Origin of the sequence: Schaalia sp. lx-100 (assembly GCF_021083625.1) — a bacterium.
In the GTDB taxonomy this organism is placed as follows: domain Bacteria; phylum Actinomycetota; class Actinomycetes; order Actinomycetales; family Actinomycetaceae; genus Pauljensenia.
This window is the reverse complement of sequence record NZ_JAJNRP010000001.1, coordinates 314,972-333,749: the sequence shown is the minus strand read 5'-3', so window position 1 is coordinate 333,749 and position 18,778 is coordinate 314,972. Positions and strand designations below refer to the sequence as shown.

At 49.2% G+C, this 18,778-nt stretch carries 16 protein-coding genes and 1 rRNA gene; 10 read left to right on the top strand and 7 right to left on the bottom strand.

Features of this window, described 5'->3' with window-relative positions; genetic code table 11:
- Positions 1-99, top strand: a 5S ribosomal RNA gene (gene rrf, locus LRP54_RS01425); the annotation flags it as partial.
- A 906-nt stretch (positions 100-1,005) separates the two neighbouring features.
- Positions 1,006-2,298, top strand: a complete 1,293-nt coding sequence (locus LRP54_RS01420; RefSeq protein ID WP_231234690.1) for a threonine/serine ThrE exporter family protein — start codon at positions 1,006-1,008, stop codon at positions 2,296-2,298.
- A gap of 510 nt (positions 2,299-2,808) precedes the next feature.
- Here LRP54_RS01420 and LRP54_RS01415 read toward each other — a convergent pair.
- Complete coding sequence (locus tag LRP54_RS01415; RefSeq protein ID WP_231234678.1) at positions 2,809-4,401, bottom strand: aspartate:alanine exchanger family transporter; 1,593 nt, start codon at positions 4,399-4,401, stop codon at positions 2,809-2,811.
- A gap of 326 nt (positions 4,402-4,727) precedes the next feature.
- Here LRP54_RS01415 and LRP54_RS01410 point away from each other — a divergent pair, with 326 nt between their 5' ends.
- From LRP54_RS01410 to LRP54_RS01390, 5 genes are all read left to right on the top strand, one after another.
- Positions 4,728-6,491, top strand: a complete 1,764-nt coding sequence (locus tag LRP54_RS01410) for an acetolactate synthase large subunit (RefSeq protein WP_331274793.1) — start codon at positions 4,728-4,730, stop codon at positions 6,489-6,491.
- A gap of 2 nt (positions 6,492-6,493) precedes the next feature.
- The gene (ilvN, locus tag LRP54_RS01405; protein WP_231205541.1) at positions 6,494-7,006 is read left to right on the top strand and encodes an acetolactate synthase small subunit; all 513 of its coding nucleotides are present in this window, start codon (positions 6,494-6,496) and stop codon (positions 7,004-7,006) included.
- A 2-nt stretch (positions 7,007-7,008) separates the two neighbouring features.
- The gene (gene ilvC / locus LRP54_RS01400) at positions 7,009-8,034 is read left to right on the top strand and encodes a ketol-acid reductoisomerase (protein ID WP_231234677.1); all 1,026 of its coding nucleotides are present in this window, start codon (positions 7,009-7,011) and stop codon (positions 8,032-8,034) included.
- A gap of 190 nt (positions 8,035-8,224) precedes the next feature.
- A complete protein-coding gene (locus LRP54_RS01395) occupies positions 8,225-9,283 on the top strand; it encodes a 3-isopropylmalate dehydrogenase (protein ID WP_231234676.1) in 1,059 nt (352 codons plus the stop codon).
- Positions 9,284-9,466: 183 nt separating this feature from the next.
- A complete protein-coding gene (locus LRP54_RS01390; RefSeq protein WP_231234688.1) occupies positions 9,467-10,615 on the top strand; it encodes a branched-chain amino acid aminotransferase in 1,149 nt (382 codons plus the stop codon).
- Positions 10,616-10,707: 92 nt separating this feature from the next.
- Here LRP54_RS01390 and LRP54_RS01385 read toward each other — a convergent pair whose 3' ends face one another.
- Genes LRP54_RS01385 through LRP54_RS01370 form a run of 4 tightly spaced genes read right to left on the bottom strand, consistent with a single transcriptional unit; the run spans position 10,708 to position 14,484 of the window.
- Positions 10,708-11,430, bottom strand: a complete 723-nt coding sequence (locus tag LRP54_RS01385; protein WP_231234675.1) for a type 1 glutamine amidotransferase — start codon at positions 11,428-11,430, stop codon at positions 10,708-10,710.
- Positions 11,431-11,480: 50 nt separating this feature from the next.
- Entirely contained in the window at positions 11,481-12,566 is a 1,086-nt protein-coding gene (gene rsgA / locus LRP54_RS01380; RefSeq protein ID WP_231234674.1) for a ribosome small subunit-dependent GTPase A, read from the bottom strand.
- The gene (gene aroA / locus LRP54_RS01375; RefSeq protein ID WP_231234673.1) at positions 12,563-13,981 is read right to left on the bottom strand and encodes a 3-phosphoshikimate 1-carboxyvinyltransferase; all 1,419 of its coding nucleotides are present in this window, start codon (positions 13,979-13,981) and stop codon (positions 12,563-12,565) included. The genes rsgA and aroA overlap by 4 nt, the downstream gene beginning before the upstream one ends.
- Entirely contained in the window at positions 13,978-14,484 is a 507-nt protein-coding gene (locus LRP54_RS01370) for a DoxX family membrane protein (RefSeq protein WP_231205535.1), read from the bottom strand. The genes aroA and LRP54_RS01370 overlap by 4 nt, the downstream gene beginning before the upstream one ends.
- Positions 14,485-14,668: 184 nt before the next feature.
- Between LRP54_RS01370 and LRP54_RS08505 the strand changes: the two genes are divergently transcribed.
- Complete coding sequence (locus tag LRP54_RS08505) at positions 14,669-14,743, top strand: 50S ribosomal protein bL37 (RefSeq protein ID WP_370465157.1); 75 nt, start codon at positions 14,669-14,671, stop codon at positions 14,741-14,743.
- A gap of 140 nt (positions 14,744-14,883) precedes the next feature.
- Here the strand turns inward: LRP54_RS08505 and LRP54_RS01365 are convergent, their stop codons facing one another.
- Together LRP54_RS01365 and LRP54_RS01360 are read right to left on the bottom strand one after the other, a co-directional pair.
- The gene (locus LRP54_RS01365) at positions 14,884-15,378 is read right to left on the bottom strand and encodes an Rv3235 family protein (protein WP_231205534.1); all 495 of its coding nucleotides are present in this window, start codon (positions 15,376-15,378) and stop codon (positions 14,884-14,886) included.
- A gap of 506 nt (positions 15,379-15,884) precedes the next feature.
- Positions 15,885-16,118, bottom strand: coding sequence for an RNA-binding S4 domain-containing protein (locus tag LRP54_RS01360; RefSeq protein ID WP_231205533.1), 234 nt, complete (start codon positions 16,116-16,118; stop codon positions 15,885-15,887).
- A 106-nt stretch (positions 16,119-16,224) separates the two neighbouring features.
- Here LRP54_RS01360 and hisD point away from each other — a divergent pair, with 106 nt between their 5' ends.
- Positions 16,225-17,541, top strand: a complete 1,317-nt coding sequence (gene hisD, locus LRP54_RS01355; RefSeq protein ID WP_231234672.1) for a histidinol dehydrogenase — start codon at positions 16,225-16,227, stop codon at positions 17,539-17,541.
- A gap of 98 nt (positions 17,542-17,639) precedes the next feature.
- Complete coding sequence (locus tag LRP54_RS01350) at positions 17,640-18,758, top strand: histidinol-phosphate transaminase (protein ID WP_231234671.1); 1,119 nt, start codon at positions 17,640-17,642, stop codon at positions 18,756-18,758.
- Positions 18,759-18,778 lie beyond the last annotated feature (20 nt).

Genomic DNA, 18,778 nt, shown 5'->3' with positions numbered 1-18,778 from the left:
GGGGAAACGCCCGGACCCATTCCGAACCCGGAAGCTAAGCCCTACAGCGCCAATGGTACTGCACTCGACAGAATGTGGGAGAGTAGGACACCACCGCAACCAACCAACAAGAAGGGGGGGCAACCACACTACTGTGGCTGCCCCCCCAACACGCGCACGACAGAGCCCACACACACGCGAGGCAACACAGCCTAGCGTGCGGGAAGCAGTAAACACGCCGAACAGCAAAGAAGCATGGCAGGCGAAGAAGCGAGCACGCGAACAAAACACTGAACAAACACGGTGCCACTGAACAAACGGGCACACGCGGCAAAGACGCAGGGCGCACGCGAACAACACACTGAACAAACACGGTGCCAGTGACCAAACAACCGAGCAACCCGCGCAGGCAGTGAAGAAACACAAGCGAGCGCACAACAGCCTAACAACAGCAAAAAACAACACACTGTACGGCTGGGCACCGGACAAACACGGTGCCACTGAACAAACAACCGAGCAACCCACACAGGCAGCGCACACGCGAACAAACGTGGAACAAACAACGCGCGCGAGGCAACACAGCCTAGCGTGCGGGAAGCAGTAAACACACCGAACAGCAAAGAAGCAGGGCAGGCAGGCTGCTCGTGGGACACTGACACAAACAGCTTCGATGACCAACCCACACGGACAGCACACAAGCGAACAAAACACGCGGCAAAGACGCAGGGCGCACACGAGCACAAACACGCAGACACACGGCAAACACGCAGGGCAGTGCATACGCCAAACAAAACCCGGGAACATAAACCCAAAACAGACACAACCCACACAGGAAAAAACAAAGGTAGTAAACCACACACTCAGAATCAGACTCAAGACCTCGGTTTTTGTAAAAATGCCTGTCATGCTAAAGACATGACACAGAAAGATGACCAATCTGCACCTATGTCTGAACAAACAGACAGCCCCGTATCACAGGCTCCTGCGTCTTCAGGGCATATGGGTACAAGCCTGACAATGCACCGCATGGTCGCTCATGACCGTTTATCGCTGCAATCGGGTGTTGTGCTCAGGCTGGGACAAATGCTCCTTGCAGCCGGTGCAAGTGCCTACCGCGTCAAATACACAATGGCTGCCCTAGCTAAAGCTGTTGGTATTGAAGAACACCGTGCACAAGTCACATACACGGAAATTGTGACAACAGCCTACGCTAACGGTACATTTCGTACAGAGCTTGCAGAACAACGAGTAATGGGAGTAAACGCCGACCGTATTGACCGTCTGGTCAACTACGTATCATCATTGAAAGATCGTAAAGTACAGGTCGAAGAAGTCGCCCGTAGTCTTGACGAAATCGAAAAACACGGCCCACTGTATGGATGGCTTCCAAATGCCCTTGCCAGTGGCCTTGCCTGCGCAAGTTTCGCCTTCCTGAATCATGGGGGATGGGTCGAATGTAGCGTCGTTGCTCTTGCAGCATTTTTTGGCCAATTCTTACGACGTCAAATGCTGCATCGACGTTTTAATCACTTCGGTGTCTGGATGGCCTGCGGCGCTTTTTCAGGCCTCATCTACATTGCGACAGTTGCCTTAGCACAAACCCTTTTTGCTTTGGAACCCACACATCAAGCAGGTTTCATATCCGCAGTCCTTTTCTTAGTTCCAGGATTCCCGCTGGTAACAGGCATTATTGACCTTGTACGACATGATTTCCACGGAGGGATTGCCCGCCTCGTATATGTGGCAATGCTTGTTGTGAGTGCAGGTATGGCCGTATGGACGGTTTCTATTATTTTCAGTTGGTCAGTGACCCCTGCGTATAACTATCATCTTGCGTTGCCAGTTCTGTATCTGCTGCGTGCGATCACCAGTTTTGTTGCCGCCTACGGTTTCGCTATGCTTTTCAATTCTCCGCATAAAGTGTGTGCTGCTGCTGCTGGAATTGGTGCCGTCATTAACACAGGGCGTTTATTCCTGGTCGATGGTGCACATATGCCAGTGCAAGCAGCCGTTGGCTTAGGAGCTTTAGCTGCAGGTTTACTTGCCACAGTAGTTGCAAAGAAAACTCGTTTTTCACGTGTCACCCTGTCAGTTCCAGCAGTGGTAATCATGATTCCAGGTGTGCCTCTGTACCGTTCACTTGCTTACCTGAATAATGGAGACATTTCTGATGCACTCGCGGCGCTTTTCACCGTGGCATTCACCATCACAGCAATCGGTATTGGCTTGGCTATATCACGTATGTTTACAGATCGTAACTGGCTGATGGAGCGTCCCGTGAATGTCCCTATGCTTATCACAGAAACTCAAGAAAAATAGTGCAAGCATGAACAGAATCTTTTGGAAGAGGGTTCACACGAAATAAATAATGTTTCCCTAGAAACAAGCGAGGGAAAACGTCGCCTCCTCCAAATAGAAGAATATTCAGCTTCACCGACCTGATTTAGGGTGTCACATATACACGATGTGGCACCCTATTTCATATTCATATGACTTGAAAAGGTAACGTGCCAATAAAAATGGCTGGTCAGTCTCACATGTAACCATTCACGACACGTTACCAATAGGCATACGTGTGAGGACATAAGAAAGTAACAAATCCTCACGATGGTATACGAGCGCTACGGAAGTCACCAGATACAAAGCTCAGATTCATACTCACAACATACGGCGTCACAGATACGAAGATCCGTGCAAGAAAAATAGGTGCTTTCCACAATGAGTCAAAACAAAAAGCGGGAGGCAACGAAAGAAGCTACCTCCCTATGAAAAACTCCGGAATTTCTCAAAGCGCACCAAAGAAACGGCATATGCGCCGTAGTCCAGAAGCTATAAACCACCAAGGAACTGAGCGATCAAAATTTTAGCGATCATAGCCACCGGATACACAAGCGCGTAACCCAAAGCCACACGCGGGTCGCCATTAGTGCGTGAATTTACGAAAGCCAGAACAGCGGGCTGAGTCTGAACGCCACCAATCAAACCCGACAGCTGAGTTCCACCCATCCTGAAGAACCATCGCATACTCACATACAAACCAATAGCCATGATAGAAGTCATCAGGGCACCCACGATGAAGATATTCAGCCACGCACCTGAAGTGAAAGCCTCACTAATTTGACAACCCGCTTTTGCGCCCGCCTGAGCTAAAAAGATCAACAAACCTAACTCAGACAGCACTTGACATGCCGTAAAAGGCAAAGCCGTGACTACTGGGCCAATACGACCAATACGCCCAAAAACTAACCCCACAATTAAAGTGCCTGCCGCAGAACCGATGGAAAAATACTCACCGGAAGGTGTAAGAATCGGTAACTCGCCAATTGCAATACCTAAAGCCATCCCTAAACCCAAAGCAATTGGATTCAAATCAGATAAACCACGTGCAGAATCACCAAAAAACTTCGTGATCTCACGCATTTTCGCTGTGGGAGCTACAACACGTACACGATCACCTAGCTGTAACACAGTTTCAGGCTGAGCAACCATATCAACATCACCGCGACGTACACGTGAAATGACAGCAGAGAACTGTTTCTCCATATCAAGACTTGACACTGCGCGTCCAGCAACGTGTGGATTAGAAATTGTGACACGCCGGAAGTCCAAATATGAACGATCTTGAGTCAAAGAATGTGAGGAAGAATGACCAAGCTCTGTAGCAACACGAGCAACAAGCTCGCGAGGACCCACAACAGTAACCAAGTCACCCTCATCCAAAGTATCCGACAAAGAAGGATGAGAAATCGGGCCGGTTTCACCACGACGCAGACGTGAGAAAGTAACTTTTGATTCAAGTTTTTCGTACAGATCACCAATTGAAGGATGATCTTCACGCTCCACACGGATAGTTCGGTTTGCAATCGGGCTAGGAGTATCCTTGTCGTTCCTGCCGTAAGATAAAGCAGCCATAGCGGCAGCCATCATCCCAATGACACCGAAAAGGTAAGCAATGGAATACCCTACCGTTGCCCTTTCAAGTAAACCTGAAGCTTCACCTGCAGCAGCCAAAGCAGGAGTATTCGTCATAGAACCTGCAAAAGTCCCTGCAATTAAAGGAATATCCATACCTAAAGCTTGGCCAACAAATAAACCAGTTCCTGCCGCAAGCACATACAGAGCAAGCATTGTCAGTAAAGGCCCAACAGCTGTGCGCAGATTATGGAAGAAAGAAGCTCCCGAGTTAATCCCGATAGCAAAAGTAAAAAGTGTCAAACCAAGTGTTCCAAGCTGAGGTGTCACGCGTAATTCAATGTCATAAACCTCTGCCCACGCCGCTAAAGCAATTGCAAGAAAAAGAACCGCGGCCGCCCCTAATCCGACCCCACGGACCTTGACATGACCGAAAGCCATACCCGCTCCCACAAGGAGGAAAAGAAACAAAATAGGCTGCTCAGCCAGCAATTCAAAGACTGTAACCATGACGGTTCAACTCCATAGTTGATAAACGACATAGACAATGAAATTACATACAGTATGGCAAAAGGGCATCCGAAGAAAACGGTCTATCGTCCTAGTAGGTTACAAAAAGGCTTGAAGTATGAGACATGGACCAAGTATTAGTGTGAGCCCGCTAGGATTATTGTGTGCTCAACATTCACATTGTTAGTCGACTGCGCGTCCTCGTACGTGGGCGTGCGGCGCCTACCGTGTGAAATGGGTGGCTCGCACGCCTCGTCCCCACGCAATAGCTGCGTCAGGGGACTTTTTCATTAAGAACCACCCGAATATATTGAGAGGACCTTGCAGTGAAAGACCCTGTCGAAACCCGCACAATGACTGGCGCAGAAGCGATTGTGGCAACACTAGAGGCGCTAGGAGTTACAGAAGTTTTTGGTATGCCTGGTGGGGCTATCCTCCCTGTTTATGACCCATTGATGCATTCAACAGTGCGCCACATCCTCGTACGCCACGAACAAGGAGCTGGACACGCTGCAGAAGGATACGCCCTAGCTACAGGGAAAGTAGGATGCGCAATCGTTACCTCCGGTCCTGCAGCGACAAATGTTATGACTGCCCTAGCAGATGCAAATGTTGACTCCGTTCCAATCGTTGTGATCTCAGGACAAGTAGGCGCTTCCCTTATTGGCACAGACGCATTCCAAGAAGCTGACATTGTCGGCGCATCAGTTCCTGTCACCAAACATTCTTTCCTCGTAACAGAAGCAGCCGACATCCCCGCTCGCATAGCCGAAGCATTCCATTTAGCCGCCACAGGCCGACCAGGTCCCGTTCTTGTTGACATTACAAAATCAGCACAAAACGCTCACCTTGACTTCATGTGGCCACCAGCGCTGGATTTGCCCGGATATAAACCCGCATGTAAACCCAGCATGAAACAAGTACGCGCAGCTGCCCGTGAAATCATTTCCGCGCAAGCTCCCGTCCTTTATGTCGGTGGAGGGGCTGTCCGCAGCGGAGCCTATGAACAATTACGTCAACTCGTTGAAATTACAGATGCTGCGGTAGTTACCACGCTGCCTGCACGTGGTGTTTTCCCAGACTCAGATCCACACAACCTAGGTATGCCTGGTATGCACGGGACAGTGGCTGCGGTAGGAGCCTTGCAACGCGCAGACCTGATTGTTGCCCTCGGAGTACGATTCGATGACCGAGTGACAGGGAACCTCGATTCTTTTGCTCCCCGCGCTCGCGTTGTCCACGTTGATATTGATGCCGCTGAAATCTCAAAGAACCGTGAAGCAGATGTGCCAATCGTGGCAGACCTTAAACCTGCCTTAGACGCGTTGAACGAAGAGATTCTGCACGCACAAAAAGAAGAAGGACAACCCGACCTTTCTGGATGGTGGCGTTACCTCAACCGTTTACGCGCCCGCTATCCAATGGGATGGGCAGAACCCACAGATGGAATGATGGCACCCCAAGAAGTACTGCAAAAACTATCACGTATTGCAGGGCCTGATTCTATTTACGTCACAGGTGTAGGCCAGCATCAAATGTGGGCCGCACAATTTATCGAATACGAAAAACCACGGCACTTCTTGTCCTCATCTGGATTAGGGACAATGGGCTACTGTATTCCTGCGGCTATGGGCGCTAAAGTAGGCTGCCCCGACACAACCGTTTGGGCGATTGACGGGGATGGTTCTTTCCAAATGACGAACCAAGAACTTGCGACCTGCACAGTAAATAATATTCCCATTAAGGTATGCCTCATCAATAACAGTGTGCTAGGGATGGTCCGCCAATGGCAGTCACTGTTCTACGGAAAACGTTACTCAAATACCACACTCAATCCTGTTGAAGGCGATCAGATACCTAACTTTGAAATGCTTGCGAAAGCTTATGGAATGGAAGCACGAACCATCCGATCTATTGACGAAGTAGATGAAGCAATCGAATGGGCCATGTCCATAAACGATCGCCCGGTTCTTTTAGATTTCCGAGTATCAAAAGATGCAATGGTATGGCCGATGGTCGCTGCAGGTGTATCCAATGATGAGATTCGTTATGCTCAGGGCATGGCTCCTGATTGGGAAGTGGAGGACTGAAAATGAGTCACTTACGTACCATATCGGTGCTTGTAGAAAACAAACCCGGTGTACTGATGCGCGTTGCGTCATTATTTGCTCGCCGCGCATTCAATATCAAGTCCTTAACTGTGGGTGAAACAGAGCATCCTGAAATCTCACGTATGACAATTATTGTTTCGGTTGAGGACTCGCCTTTCGAGCAGGTCACAAAACAACTCAATAAGTTGGTTAACGTACTAAAAGTCGTTGAACTTGACCCCGAGGGCAGTGTTGAACGTCGCCTCTTGCTGCTGAAAGTACACGCAGATGAATCCTGCCGTACCAGTGTCCTGCAAGTCGTTGACTTATTCCGTGCGCATGTGGTGGATGTACAGCCGGATTCGGTTGTTATTGAATCCATTGGTTCTTTGTCAAAATTAGAGGCTCTGGTGCGCGCCCTAGAGCCTTACGGTATTAAAGAAATCGTTCAATCGGGTGCCGTGGCAATTGGACGCGGATCCCGTTCGATTACAGATCAATTGAAGGAGAAATGACAATGGCTGAGATCATTTACGATGAGGGCGCAGACCTCTGCCTCATCCAGTCCAAGAAAGTTGCCATCATCGGGTACGGGTCACAAGGCCATGCGCACGCGCTGAACCTGAAAGATTCTGGTGTAGAAGTTGTTGTGGGTTTACGCCCAGGATCTTCCTCATGGGAAAAAGCTGAAAGTGCTGGCCTTCACGTAAGCGATATTCCTGAAGCTGTGGCCGACGCTGATGTTGTCATGATACTTACCCCAGATCAAGTGCAACGTCACGTATATGCGGAACAAATTGCCCCGAATCTGAAGGAAGGCGCTGCTTTATTCTTTGCTCACGGCTTCAATATCCGCTACGGATACATCACTGCGAGTGAAGATCATGATGTCTGTATGGTTGCCCCCAAAGGCCCAGGCCATACGGTGCGTCGCATGTACGTAGAAGGAAAAGGCGTTCCTGCCCTCGTCTGTGTTGAACATGATGCTTCCGGTCAGGCATTTGAACTGGCTCTATCATACGCAAAAGCAATCGGTGCGACCCGTGCAGGTGTTATTCGCACAACCTTCACTGAAGAAACAGAAACCGACCTCTTTGGTGAACAAGCAGTCCTCTGTGGCGGCGTTTCACGTCTGATCCAGTATGGTTTTGAGACTCTCGTAGAAGCCGGATATCAGCCTGAAATGGCTTATTTTGAAGTCTTACATGAAATGAAACTGATCGTTGACTTGATTAATGAAGGCGGCATTACCAAGCAACGCTGGTCAATTTCTGACACCGCTGAATACGGTGACTACGTTTCCGGTCCTCGTGTGATCGGCCCTCAAGTGAAAGAAGCAATGAAAGAGGTTCTGGCTGATATTCAGAATGGAACTTTTGCTCGTCGTTTCATTGCTGACCAAGATAACGGTGCCCTTGAATTTAAGGCACTGCGAGCCGAAGGTGAATCACATCCAATTGAAGCTACCGGTAAAGAACTGCGCGCAAAATTTGGATGGTCACAAGTAGATGGTGACTACGTGGATGGTAGTGCAGCCCGCTGAAAATCGGGTGCAATAATTCTTGGCATAACACATGGCCGTTCCCAATAGGGGAGCGGCCAATGTGCTTTTACGCTACAACAGATCAAGTCGTCCGCAAACAGAAAAGAGTGATAGTGCGCGACCGTCTGGACAAGAAACCGACATTCGGACATTTCAACGCGAAAGACAACAGATGAGGGAAAGTCAAGATATGACAACGCTGAAACTTGCAGTAATCCCTGGTGACGGTATCGGTCAAGAAGTAGTCCCTGAAGCATTGAAAGTACTTCGTGCAGTTTTTACGCATACCCCTGTCAGTATCAACACCACTCACTACGATCTTGGTGCTCAACGTTGGCACCGTACAGGTGAAACACTGACAGAACACGACCTTGAAACACTAGCCACACATGATGCGCTTCTGCTTGGCGCAGTGGGGGACCCATCAGTTCCTTCCGGCGTGTTAGAACGCGGTTTACTGCTGCGTCTACGTTTTGCTTTTGACCACTACGTGAATCTGCGTCCAGCGAAATATTATGCAGGCGTGCCCAGTCCTTTAGTGAATCCTCACAACGTAGATTTTGTTGTGGTGCGTGAAGGAACAGAAGGACTGTACTGTGGAAATGGTGGTTCAGTTCGTACGGGTACTCCTCAGGAAATTGCTAATGAGGTTTCTGTTAACACCGCCTACGGAATTGAACGTGTCGTCCGTTATGCTTTCGAGCAAGCACAGTCACGCCCCGCGCACCACCTGACACTTGTGCATAAACATAATGTTCTTGTACACGCAGGTGGCTTATGGTCACGTATCGTCCGTGAAATAGGAGCACTCTACCCGCAAGTGAGCGTTGACTATTGTCATATTGATGCTGCCACGATTTACATGGTGACTGACCCACAACGTTTTGATGTCATCGTGACAGATAACCTATTTGGCGATATTTTAACCGACGAGGCTGGCGCTATTACCGGTGGAATTGGACTTGCCGCATCAGGAAACATTAATCCTGACGGCACGTATCCGTCGATGTTTGAACCTGTCCACGGTTCAGCCCCCGACATTGCAGGTCAAGGGAAAGCTGACCCGACAGCAACAATATCCTCACTCGCCCTCATGCTCCACCACTTAGGGTATGACCTGCAAGCTCGTGCCATTGAAACTGCCATTGAAACTGACATGGCTGCTCGTGCCGATAGCGTTACCGCAGGAAAACCTCTGGTGCGATCAACACAGGAAATAGGTGACGCCATCGTTTCTTTGCTTAAGTGACTTTATGTTTCAACTAACCCATCATCTGCCTCAATAAAAGCGTACGGATAAACAAAGTGCGCCAGCTGTCACACAGTCCGTGTGTGTATGGCTTCAAACGAGGGTCATATGATGGAAATACTCGAAAGTGCGTGAATGTGATGCATATTCTCTGTACAGGTCCTGACCATCGAAGGAAAAATGATGAAGCAGAATGAACATGTGCCCACTGAACTTGAAAAATGTGCAGCTGAACCTATCCGACCAGCGGATGAACTTGTATCTCGTTTCCCCGTGACTGCTCACCCACGGCCAGCCAACGATGAACAATACCAGGAATCCATGAAATCTCTGGCTTTCGGGAAAGTGTTCACCGATCATATGGCACATATGCGGTGGACACACGGCCAAGGCTGGCATGATCGCAGCATTATTCCCTTCGGAAATATTGAATTATCACCTGCAGCAGCAGTTTTGCACTACGGGCAGGAAGTATTTGAAGGCATCAAAGCCTATAAGCATACTGACGGATCAATCTGGACTTTCCGTCCCACTTTCAATGCGGCACGTATCAATCACTCAAGTAACCGTATGGCTATGCCCGCCATCGACCGTGAAGATTTTGTGGCTTCTCTTGCAGCATATGTTCGTGCCGATCATCGCTGGGTTCCATCCCAAGAAGGATCTTCCCTGTACTTGCGGCCTTTCGTTATTGCTACAGAACCTTTCCTTGGAGTTCATTCAGCACATCAGTTTGATTACTACGTGATCGGCTCGCCTGCGGGAAGCTACTTTGCTTCAGGTGTTGCAGGTATTTCAATTTGGGTCGTGAAAGGCTACCATCGAGCAGGACCAGGCGGTACAGGCTCAGCAAAAGCTGGGGGTAATTATGCTGCTTCGTTGCTCCCCCAAATGGAGGCAGCTTCACGTGGCTTTGATCAGATTTGTTTCCTGGACACCTACGAAGAACGCTACCTTGAAGAACTCGGTGGTATGAATACCTTCGTTGTGATGGCTGATGGGAGCGTGCGAACACCTGAACTATCCGGTGTCATCTTGGAAGGGGGAACTCGTTCAGCGATTTGCCGATTACTACGTGACCGTGGGATAAACGTGACAGAAGAAAAAATCGCTATTGATGAGATCGTCACAGGCATTGAGAAGGGAACAGTGGCAGAACTATTCGCATGTGGAACAGCCGCCGTTGTCACTCCAATTACTCGTTTAGCTGGTGAAGGCTTTGACCTATCCTTACCGGTTGGAAAAGTTATGCTTGATACTTTGAAAGCATTAACTGATATTCAAACAGGTCAAGCAACGGACCCATACGGGTGGATGTATCGGCTGGCCTGATTTTTGAGGAAGTACACCTGCCTATAAGGAAAAGAGTACGATATTTTCTCCAGTAGCCTCAGATACATCCTGAAGAAAAGATGTGTCTGAGGCTATTGAGTACACGGGCCAAGTAGCCACTGAGCTAAATGCTTGCACGTATCAAATAATGCGTCACGATGAAGCGCGTACTCATCATGGATGTCTTGTGTGTACGTCTGCGGGTCGGATTGTGCCCAGCTATGAATAATACTTTCGGTGACTTCCGGATGAAATTGAACCCCAATAACAGTCCCACAAGACATGATATGTACACAACGTTGAGACCGTGCCCATACAAGAGCATGGGGCGGAAGCTCACTGACAGCATCACTGTGATCGGCAAAAACATGCGATGTTTCCTGTAGAGAATCCCATAAAGCAGATTCATCAGCATGCAGGGTCGGGGGTTTATTTTCCCATCTGATCTGTGTAATGCCGCATTCACGATTTTCAGGGAAGGCCAAAGCGACACTCCCATTCAAAGCTGTTGCAATAATTTGGTGTCCTAAACAAATTCCGAGAAGGCGCACCTGACGTTGCGCACAGTCACGGATAAGGTGACGTGTTGCAGGAAACCAAGGGCATGCCTCATCTGCATAGGCATTCATGCGGCCACCAAGAATAACAACAGCAGAAGGAAAAGGCCGCGCCCCACATTCGATATCTTCGATAATGCGATCAACAGCTTGAGGCTTTTCCCATGCGCGCACATGCTCGTATTTTCCGCAGAGCAGCTGCTCTAAATTTCCGAGAGCGACAAGAGGATCATGCTCGATCACAAGGACAGTGCTCATAAACAACACTTTCGTGAAATTAATGAATTGAACAGATAAAAAGAAGAAGGTCACGTTCGTGAACGTGATACGTGGGAAATAGTTTGCGCATGAATAACAGCTTCTAAAAGACGACGAACAGATACGACAAGGTGAGAACGTGATGCTTTTTCTGCCTCAGTAAGAACAGAAGAAACAGCAAAGGGCCCAACTGCTTGCTTCCAGGAATCTAATGCACACGAAGGCTCAGAATCCAAATGCGTACACAAAGGCAAACACCATGTTGTTGCTTGAGCTGCATCCGGGAAAACACCGAGCACATCCTCCACACTCACATGTCCTAAACCAAAAGAACGCACCCCAGGGGTATCAACAATCCACCCACCTTCAGGCAGTTCAAAAGCCTCAGAAGAAGTCGAAGTGTGACGGCCACGCCCAGTAACCTCATTAACATGTCCGACAGTGCGACCAGCCTGCGGAACCAAAGCATTAATTAACGTGGATTTACCAACCCCTGAATGGCCGACAAGAACAGAAAAATGACCTGCCAACAAGCGGCGCACATCATCAATTCCTGCAGGAACCATATCAGCAGAACCGCACGAAGTTACCACAATATCAACATCAAAATCAGCATACAAACGGCGAAGCTCATCAGGATCACCAAGATCTGCTTTTGTGAGGCACAAAATAGCGCCCATACCCGCCTCATAAGCAGCAACAAGACAACGATCAATCATCCCTGTGCGCGGTGGCGGATCAGCTAAAGCTGTCACAATAACCATGAGGTCAGCGTGAGCAACTATTGCTTTTTCTCCCCGCTGGTCGGGAGCATCTTCTAAAGATCTGCGAAGGACATTACGGCGATCTTCAACGGCGACAATACGGCCTAAAGTATCTGGGCGGCCAGATAAATCACCTGTTAAACGAACAAAATCACCCATAATAACGCTGCCACGCCCAAGCTCGCGTGCGCGCACAGCTAAAATACGATTGCCTGTACCCTGACAAATAACGCTATAACGACCACGGTCAATTGCTATTACCTGTCCCAAAGGTTTTTGCGACCAGTCAGGCCGATTTTTCGTACGAGGACGCGAAGAAGATTGAGGGCGTACACGCACGCGCGGGTCATCAGTTCCAATATCACGCCTCATAGTTGTTCTTTCGATGAAGAAAATGTGCCAGTGAGGGTAATTTTATCTACGGCAGAAAAATCCTGAGATTGCGGTGAAGCTGTCATCACAGCGCGAGTCCATAGCTGCGGGAAATCCGGTAATGTTTTTGAAGTCGTCGCAATATTTTCAACACTGACCCCCCTAACAACAGCCCCCACAATCGCGGCGAATGTAGCCATTCGATGATCCTCATATGTTGCCATCTGAGTGGGGTGCAGGGAAGTCGGATAAATGACAAGACCATCATCAGTCTCTTGCGCTTTCCCGCCGAGAGCACATATTTGCTCGACAAGGGCGGCCAAACGATTCGTTTCATGCCCCCGCAAATGGGCGATACCGCGCAGAACGGAACGAGTACGCGCAAAAAGCATAATTGCAACCAGAGTTGGAATCAACTCGCCCACATCGGAAAAATCACCCTCAAACCCGTCATACTCTCCAGCGCCCGGACCCTGCAAAGCCAAGCCCTCATCTGTGAAAGATACGCGCGCACCTAAACGCGGCAAAATACTGCGCCACGCATCACCAGCTTGCGTGGTGAAGGAAGGCCAATGGGGGATAACGACACGCCCGCCAGTTATATGAGCCAAGGCAAGAAAAGGACCAGCATTCGATAAGTCAGGTTCAATATGCGTATCTTGTCCTCGTGGACGACACGGTTGCACACGGCAAACGGCAGCACCTAAATCATTGGTTCGGCAATCTATAGCAATGCCGCGTTGATGCAGTGCCTCTACAGTCATATGGATATGGGGGAGCGAAACAACCGGCCCAACTGAATGTATTTGCACAGGAGCTTCTAATAAAGGAGCCAACATAAGGAGTGCAGAGAAAAATTGAGATGATGATGAAGCATCAACTTCAACGATGCCTGAGGAAGGCGCACGTAAAGGACCGCAGATAGTGAAAGGTAAGAAACCTCGCTTACCTTCATATTCAATATGTGCGCCTAAAGATTCCAAAGAATCAAGTAACGGTCCTAAAGGCCGTCGGCGTGCTGCTTCATCCCCGTCAAAATGTACGGGACGGCCAGTTAAAGCTGCAATAGGTGGCAAAAAACGCATAACAGTTCCAGCTAAACCACACATGATATTCAGTGTGTGAGGTGAGCGCTGCTGGGCGTGTGGGAAAGGAGGTAAAGGCGTAACACGTAAAGAATCTGAAGCATATGGGGTGATTTGTGCGCCTAAAACACGCAGGCCCTCGGCAAATAAGGAAGTGTCACGACTGTCAAGGACCCCATGAATAATACTGGGACGATCTGCCAGAGCTGCAAGTAACAGAGCACGTACCGTGAGCGACTTAGAACCAGGAATTTCTATACATGCGTCTATTGGGCCGTGCGCATAAGGAGCGTTCCATACGGGGAAAAAAGGAACGGAATGATCCGTCACTGCTGCCCACTTTCTGACCTGCTCGAAGAAAGAGCAAGACGGTTTCCTATGCCACGTAATGTCCCCATGTGAGTCATATGCCATAAGGCGGAGGGACGTCCTTTTCGATCAACGCTGGCAAGAAGCATAGCGGCCGCTAAAGCCCCACGTAAACGCAGCTCACAAGCGTATTGTGCGCGTTCCTGTGATGTTTGTGCTGTCCAGACGGGAGCATTAATAAAAGCAACAGGTACGGCGACGGTTGCCAGAACAGCGGCGGCACTACGAGGTGCTTTACCGCATGATAAAGCGAGGGCGCTTGTGAGCGTTATTGCGCCCATTGCGCGTGTAAGGACTTCACATGTGGAATCGCTGACCTGCCCGATATAAGGCACGTTATCCGTGTTGATTCCCGCGGCTTTTATGCGAGCAACGTGGTCGCAAGGAGAGTGCAGCGCTGACCAGCCTTCAACAATGAAAGGAGCTGCTAAAAGAGGGCGAGCAATCATACGAATCAGATTCATAAGTCTATTGTCTAATTTTCTGGCTCAAATGGCTATCTTTTCCAGTCTTTATAATGCATATGCGAAGCAGATTTTATTCTTTCTCATGTGTTATGCGTCCCGCATTCAGGTATCCACTTGGTTATGCGCCTCAGAGTATGGCAAACTGTCAGGGTTGCGTTCACGTACTTGCAAGGAGAAAAAGATGTCAAAGAGAGGCCGCAAGCGCCGCGATCGTCGTAAGAATGGCGCGAACCACGGCAAGCGTCCAAACGCCTGACCTGTGAGACTTTGAATGCCCGATAGTGTGGACTATCGGGCATTTCCCTTGCGTGATTGAATGAACCGAAGCAGGCACGCATCGCCCACCATAAAGAGTTGCTGTGGGATGAGATACCTGCTGATTTCTTGCAGGGAGTATCACACAATATCAAGAGCTGTTGCTATCCATCTCCCTTCAAGTTTTTCTAAACGCAAAGCAACGACCCGCGTTGATGACCGATGCGTAACAATACATGTCGCTTCGACGACATCTTCACGAGGCTCACATGTGCGTACAGAGGAAACCTTGCATAATCGGTGTCGAGTGCGTGTTTTATGATGCGGAGCTAATTGATGCAGATAGTCATACAGTGGCGGACAAACGCAACGTTGCAGTTGTTCAACGGGGCGTATCCCAGAAAGAACCTCAACGATCCCTCGTGAAAGATGTTCTGCCCAATGTTTAGCGGTAGGGATTTCCTCTGTATGAGAGGAAGAAGAATCTGCTATTCGAACAGGTGGGGGACGTCGAAAAGCACGTGATGAGTATGTTCCCTGACCTTCCCACCGTATACAACGTCGATGAGCTGTTTTCTTCTGCGAATGAAATTGAGATGATGAATTTTCAGGCGGAATATGAGTGAAGTGAGACATTTGCGGGCCTCCTTTATGTCGATTGATAAAATGAAAGAGATGGGTAGCCTGTTACCCATCTACGTTTTGTGGTCATGAGATTCAGAAAATACGAAAACTCAATAAAAATGTGGCTTCGATACTGAAGAAAGAAAAGGACCTTCCTGCGGGAACAAGGGCATGACGTATGTGTGCAAGACGCGTAGTGCAGAAAAGCCCTAGGACGTTGAGCTGATAACAACCCAAGGAAAAGCTGTACTTATCGAGATAAAAATAATGAGAGTGGCACGTATTCTCCTCCTACTACAACAACTTTGGTGTATTCATGTGATCGTGACAGAAGGCGCTGCACGTGTCAATAACCTGTGGATAAAGAGGAAAAAGAAGAGAAATTCACTGCCGTTTTAAGATTGAACCTAGTTCCTTAGAGTCACGATTCGGCTATAGAAAATACATGTGTAAACAATATGAGAATTTATTGTTAGGATGAATTTTTTGTATTCTGAGTGCGATAGGTAAGTAAAATCTTAACGAGAATATGCCACCTGAGCGCTTTGTGTGCCCCACGGTGAGTCCACTTCTACAACCGCGAGATCAGGCAACTGAAAACCACGACGAGTTTCAACCGCGCCATTGACATACACATCGCCACCTTGAATAAGGTCACGTGCCATTGCGCCATTTTCAACCATATTGGCTAATTTCAGAAACTGGCCTAAACGAATCACATCCTGCACATGAATAACCTGAATATCTGACATCACCGGCTCCTTCCCATAAATAAATTGTACGCACAACACCACAGCGCCTATGTCCGAGCCACGAGAATATGCGACCACAACTCGGTGAACAACCTAAGCTATTTTTATGGAACGTACTGATTTGCGTGGAAAAGTGCTGACAACCTCCGAGCTGCGCCGCATACTACCGCGCGCAAGCCTTGATACCACACGCGCAACCCTCCAAGTACAACCCCTCATTGACCAGGTACGTAGTCGCGGAGCTGAAGCTTTATATGCGCTCGCTGAAAAATACGACCAGATTCGTCCCCCATATCTGCGCATTCCTCAAAAAAAGATCACTTTAGCCCTTGAAAATCTTGACCCAAATATACGTGCGGCATTAGAAACATCTATCGAAGCTGCGCGCCTTGGCCATACGCAGCAACTTCCACAGGAACGGACAACCCAGATCATTACCGGCGGAAGCATCACACAACGATGGCTTCCTGTTCAACGAGTAGGTCTATACGTACCAGGAGGCCTTGCGGTCTACCCGTCATCAGTAGTAATGAATGCCGTCTGTGCGCAAGTAGCCGGAGTACCAAGCCTAGCCATCGCTTCACCCCCACAAAAAGAATACGAAGGCCTACCACACCCCACTATCCTTGCAGCTTGCGCCCTGCTGGGGATAAATGAAGTCTGGGCGATAGGAGGCGCACAAGCAATCGCTGCATTCGCCTACGGAATAACCGACGGTCATGACACGCTTGAGCCAGTTGACGTCGTCACAGGCCCAGGAAATATCTACGTCGCAGCAGCTAAACGCGCACTCCAAGGAACAATCGGTATCGACGCAGAAGCTGGAACTACCGAAATCGCTATTTTGGCAGATGACACCGCAGACCCACGTTATGTAGCCGCTGACCTTATCAGCCAAGCAGAACACGATCCAGCCGCTGCCTCCGTTCTCATCACCTCAAGTGTGAAGCTCGCTGAAAAAATCCAACACCTCGTCGTCGAATATGCCAAGGAAACACGACATACAGAACGTATACTCACCGCACTAGCCGGCCCTCAATCAGGAATTATCATCGTCGATGACATAGAACAAGGACTGCACGTAGTCGATGCATACGCCCCCGAACACTTAGAAATCCACACAGAACACGCGAATGAGGTTGCTTTACGTGTACACAATGCGGGGGCCATATTTGTTGGCTCCTACACTCCCGTACCGCTCGGAGACTACCTTGCAGGCTCCAACCACGTGCTCCCCACAGGAGGAACTGCACGATTTGCCTCCGGACTTAACGTCATGCAATACCTACGCAGCCAACAAGTTGTTGAATACACGCAAGAAGCTCTGAGCCAAGTAAGCGACCACTTAATCACCCTCGCTCACGCAGAAAACCTGCCCGCACACGGATTCGCCGCCGACATTCGTCGTCGAAACTTACCGTGAAGTGCGGCAAATGGCGAAACCCCTCGTTAATACGCAGAAAAACGTGAACTATCCACCAAGGGACACAGCATATGAACGACAAAAGATAGGCAAATAATATGAGCATAACCTTGCCGCTACGAGCAGACCTAGCAGGTCTTTCCCCATACGGCGCACCTCAACTTGATATTCCCGTATGCCTGAACGTGAACGAAAACCCTTACTCGCCTTCTGAACACATCATCGCGGATATCGCGCAGGCGCTCTCACAAACAGCAGCAGGGCTGAACCGTTACCCTGACCGTGACTTTTGGCCGCTTCGTGCCGCACTCGCAGACTACTTGAGGGCAGAATCGCATGTTCAAGTGAGTACAGAGAAAATATGGGCTGCAAATGGTTCCAATGAAATCATGCTGCACATCCTCCAAGCATTTGGTGGCCCCGATCGCTCGGTCCTGTCATTCACGCCTACATATTCGATGTACCACGAATATGCGAGAGACACACATACTCGTTGGGTTAGCACTCCGCGTCGCTCAGATTTCACATTGGATATAGACGCAGCAATTCGCACGATGCGCCAGGAAAATCCAGCAGTCGTTATCATCGCAAGCCCAAATAATCCAACAGGAACAGCGCTCCCACTGGCAGACATCGCTCAGCTGCTTGAAGCGGCGCGTGATACAGGGCCACTGATCGAGGGAAAACGCAGTGCGACTCTAGTTGTTATTGATGAGGCATATGCGGAATTTCGTCGCGTAGGCATGCCCTCAGCACTTGAACTTCACGGCGCACACCCGCACCTTATTGTCACGCGAACCATGTCAAAAGCCTTCGCAATGGCAGGTCTGCGTTTAGGGTACATGGTTGCTCATCCTGAGGTCCTTGAACAGATTCTGTTGATCCGTTTGCCTTATCACTTGTCCGCAGTCACGCAGGCGGTAGCGCTGGTCGCAATAAAACACGCAGATGAACTTATGTCACAGGTTGCTGCAATACGGGCTGATCGTGATGCCATGGCGCAGTGGCTAGTTGAACAAGGCTGTAAAGTCGCTGAATCTGATGCAAACTTTGTGCTTTTTGGTCGATTTGACGACAGGGACGCTATTTTTCGCGCCTTAGTGGAACGAGGCGTGCTCATCCGTGCGATTGGTCCTGAAGGATGGCTACGTGTCAGCGTGGGAACACCCGCAGAAAATACTCGCTTTCAGTCTGCTCTACTGGAGGTTTTGCCATGACTGGTTGTGTAACTCAAAAT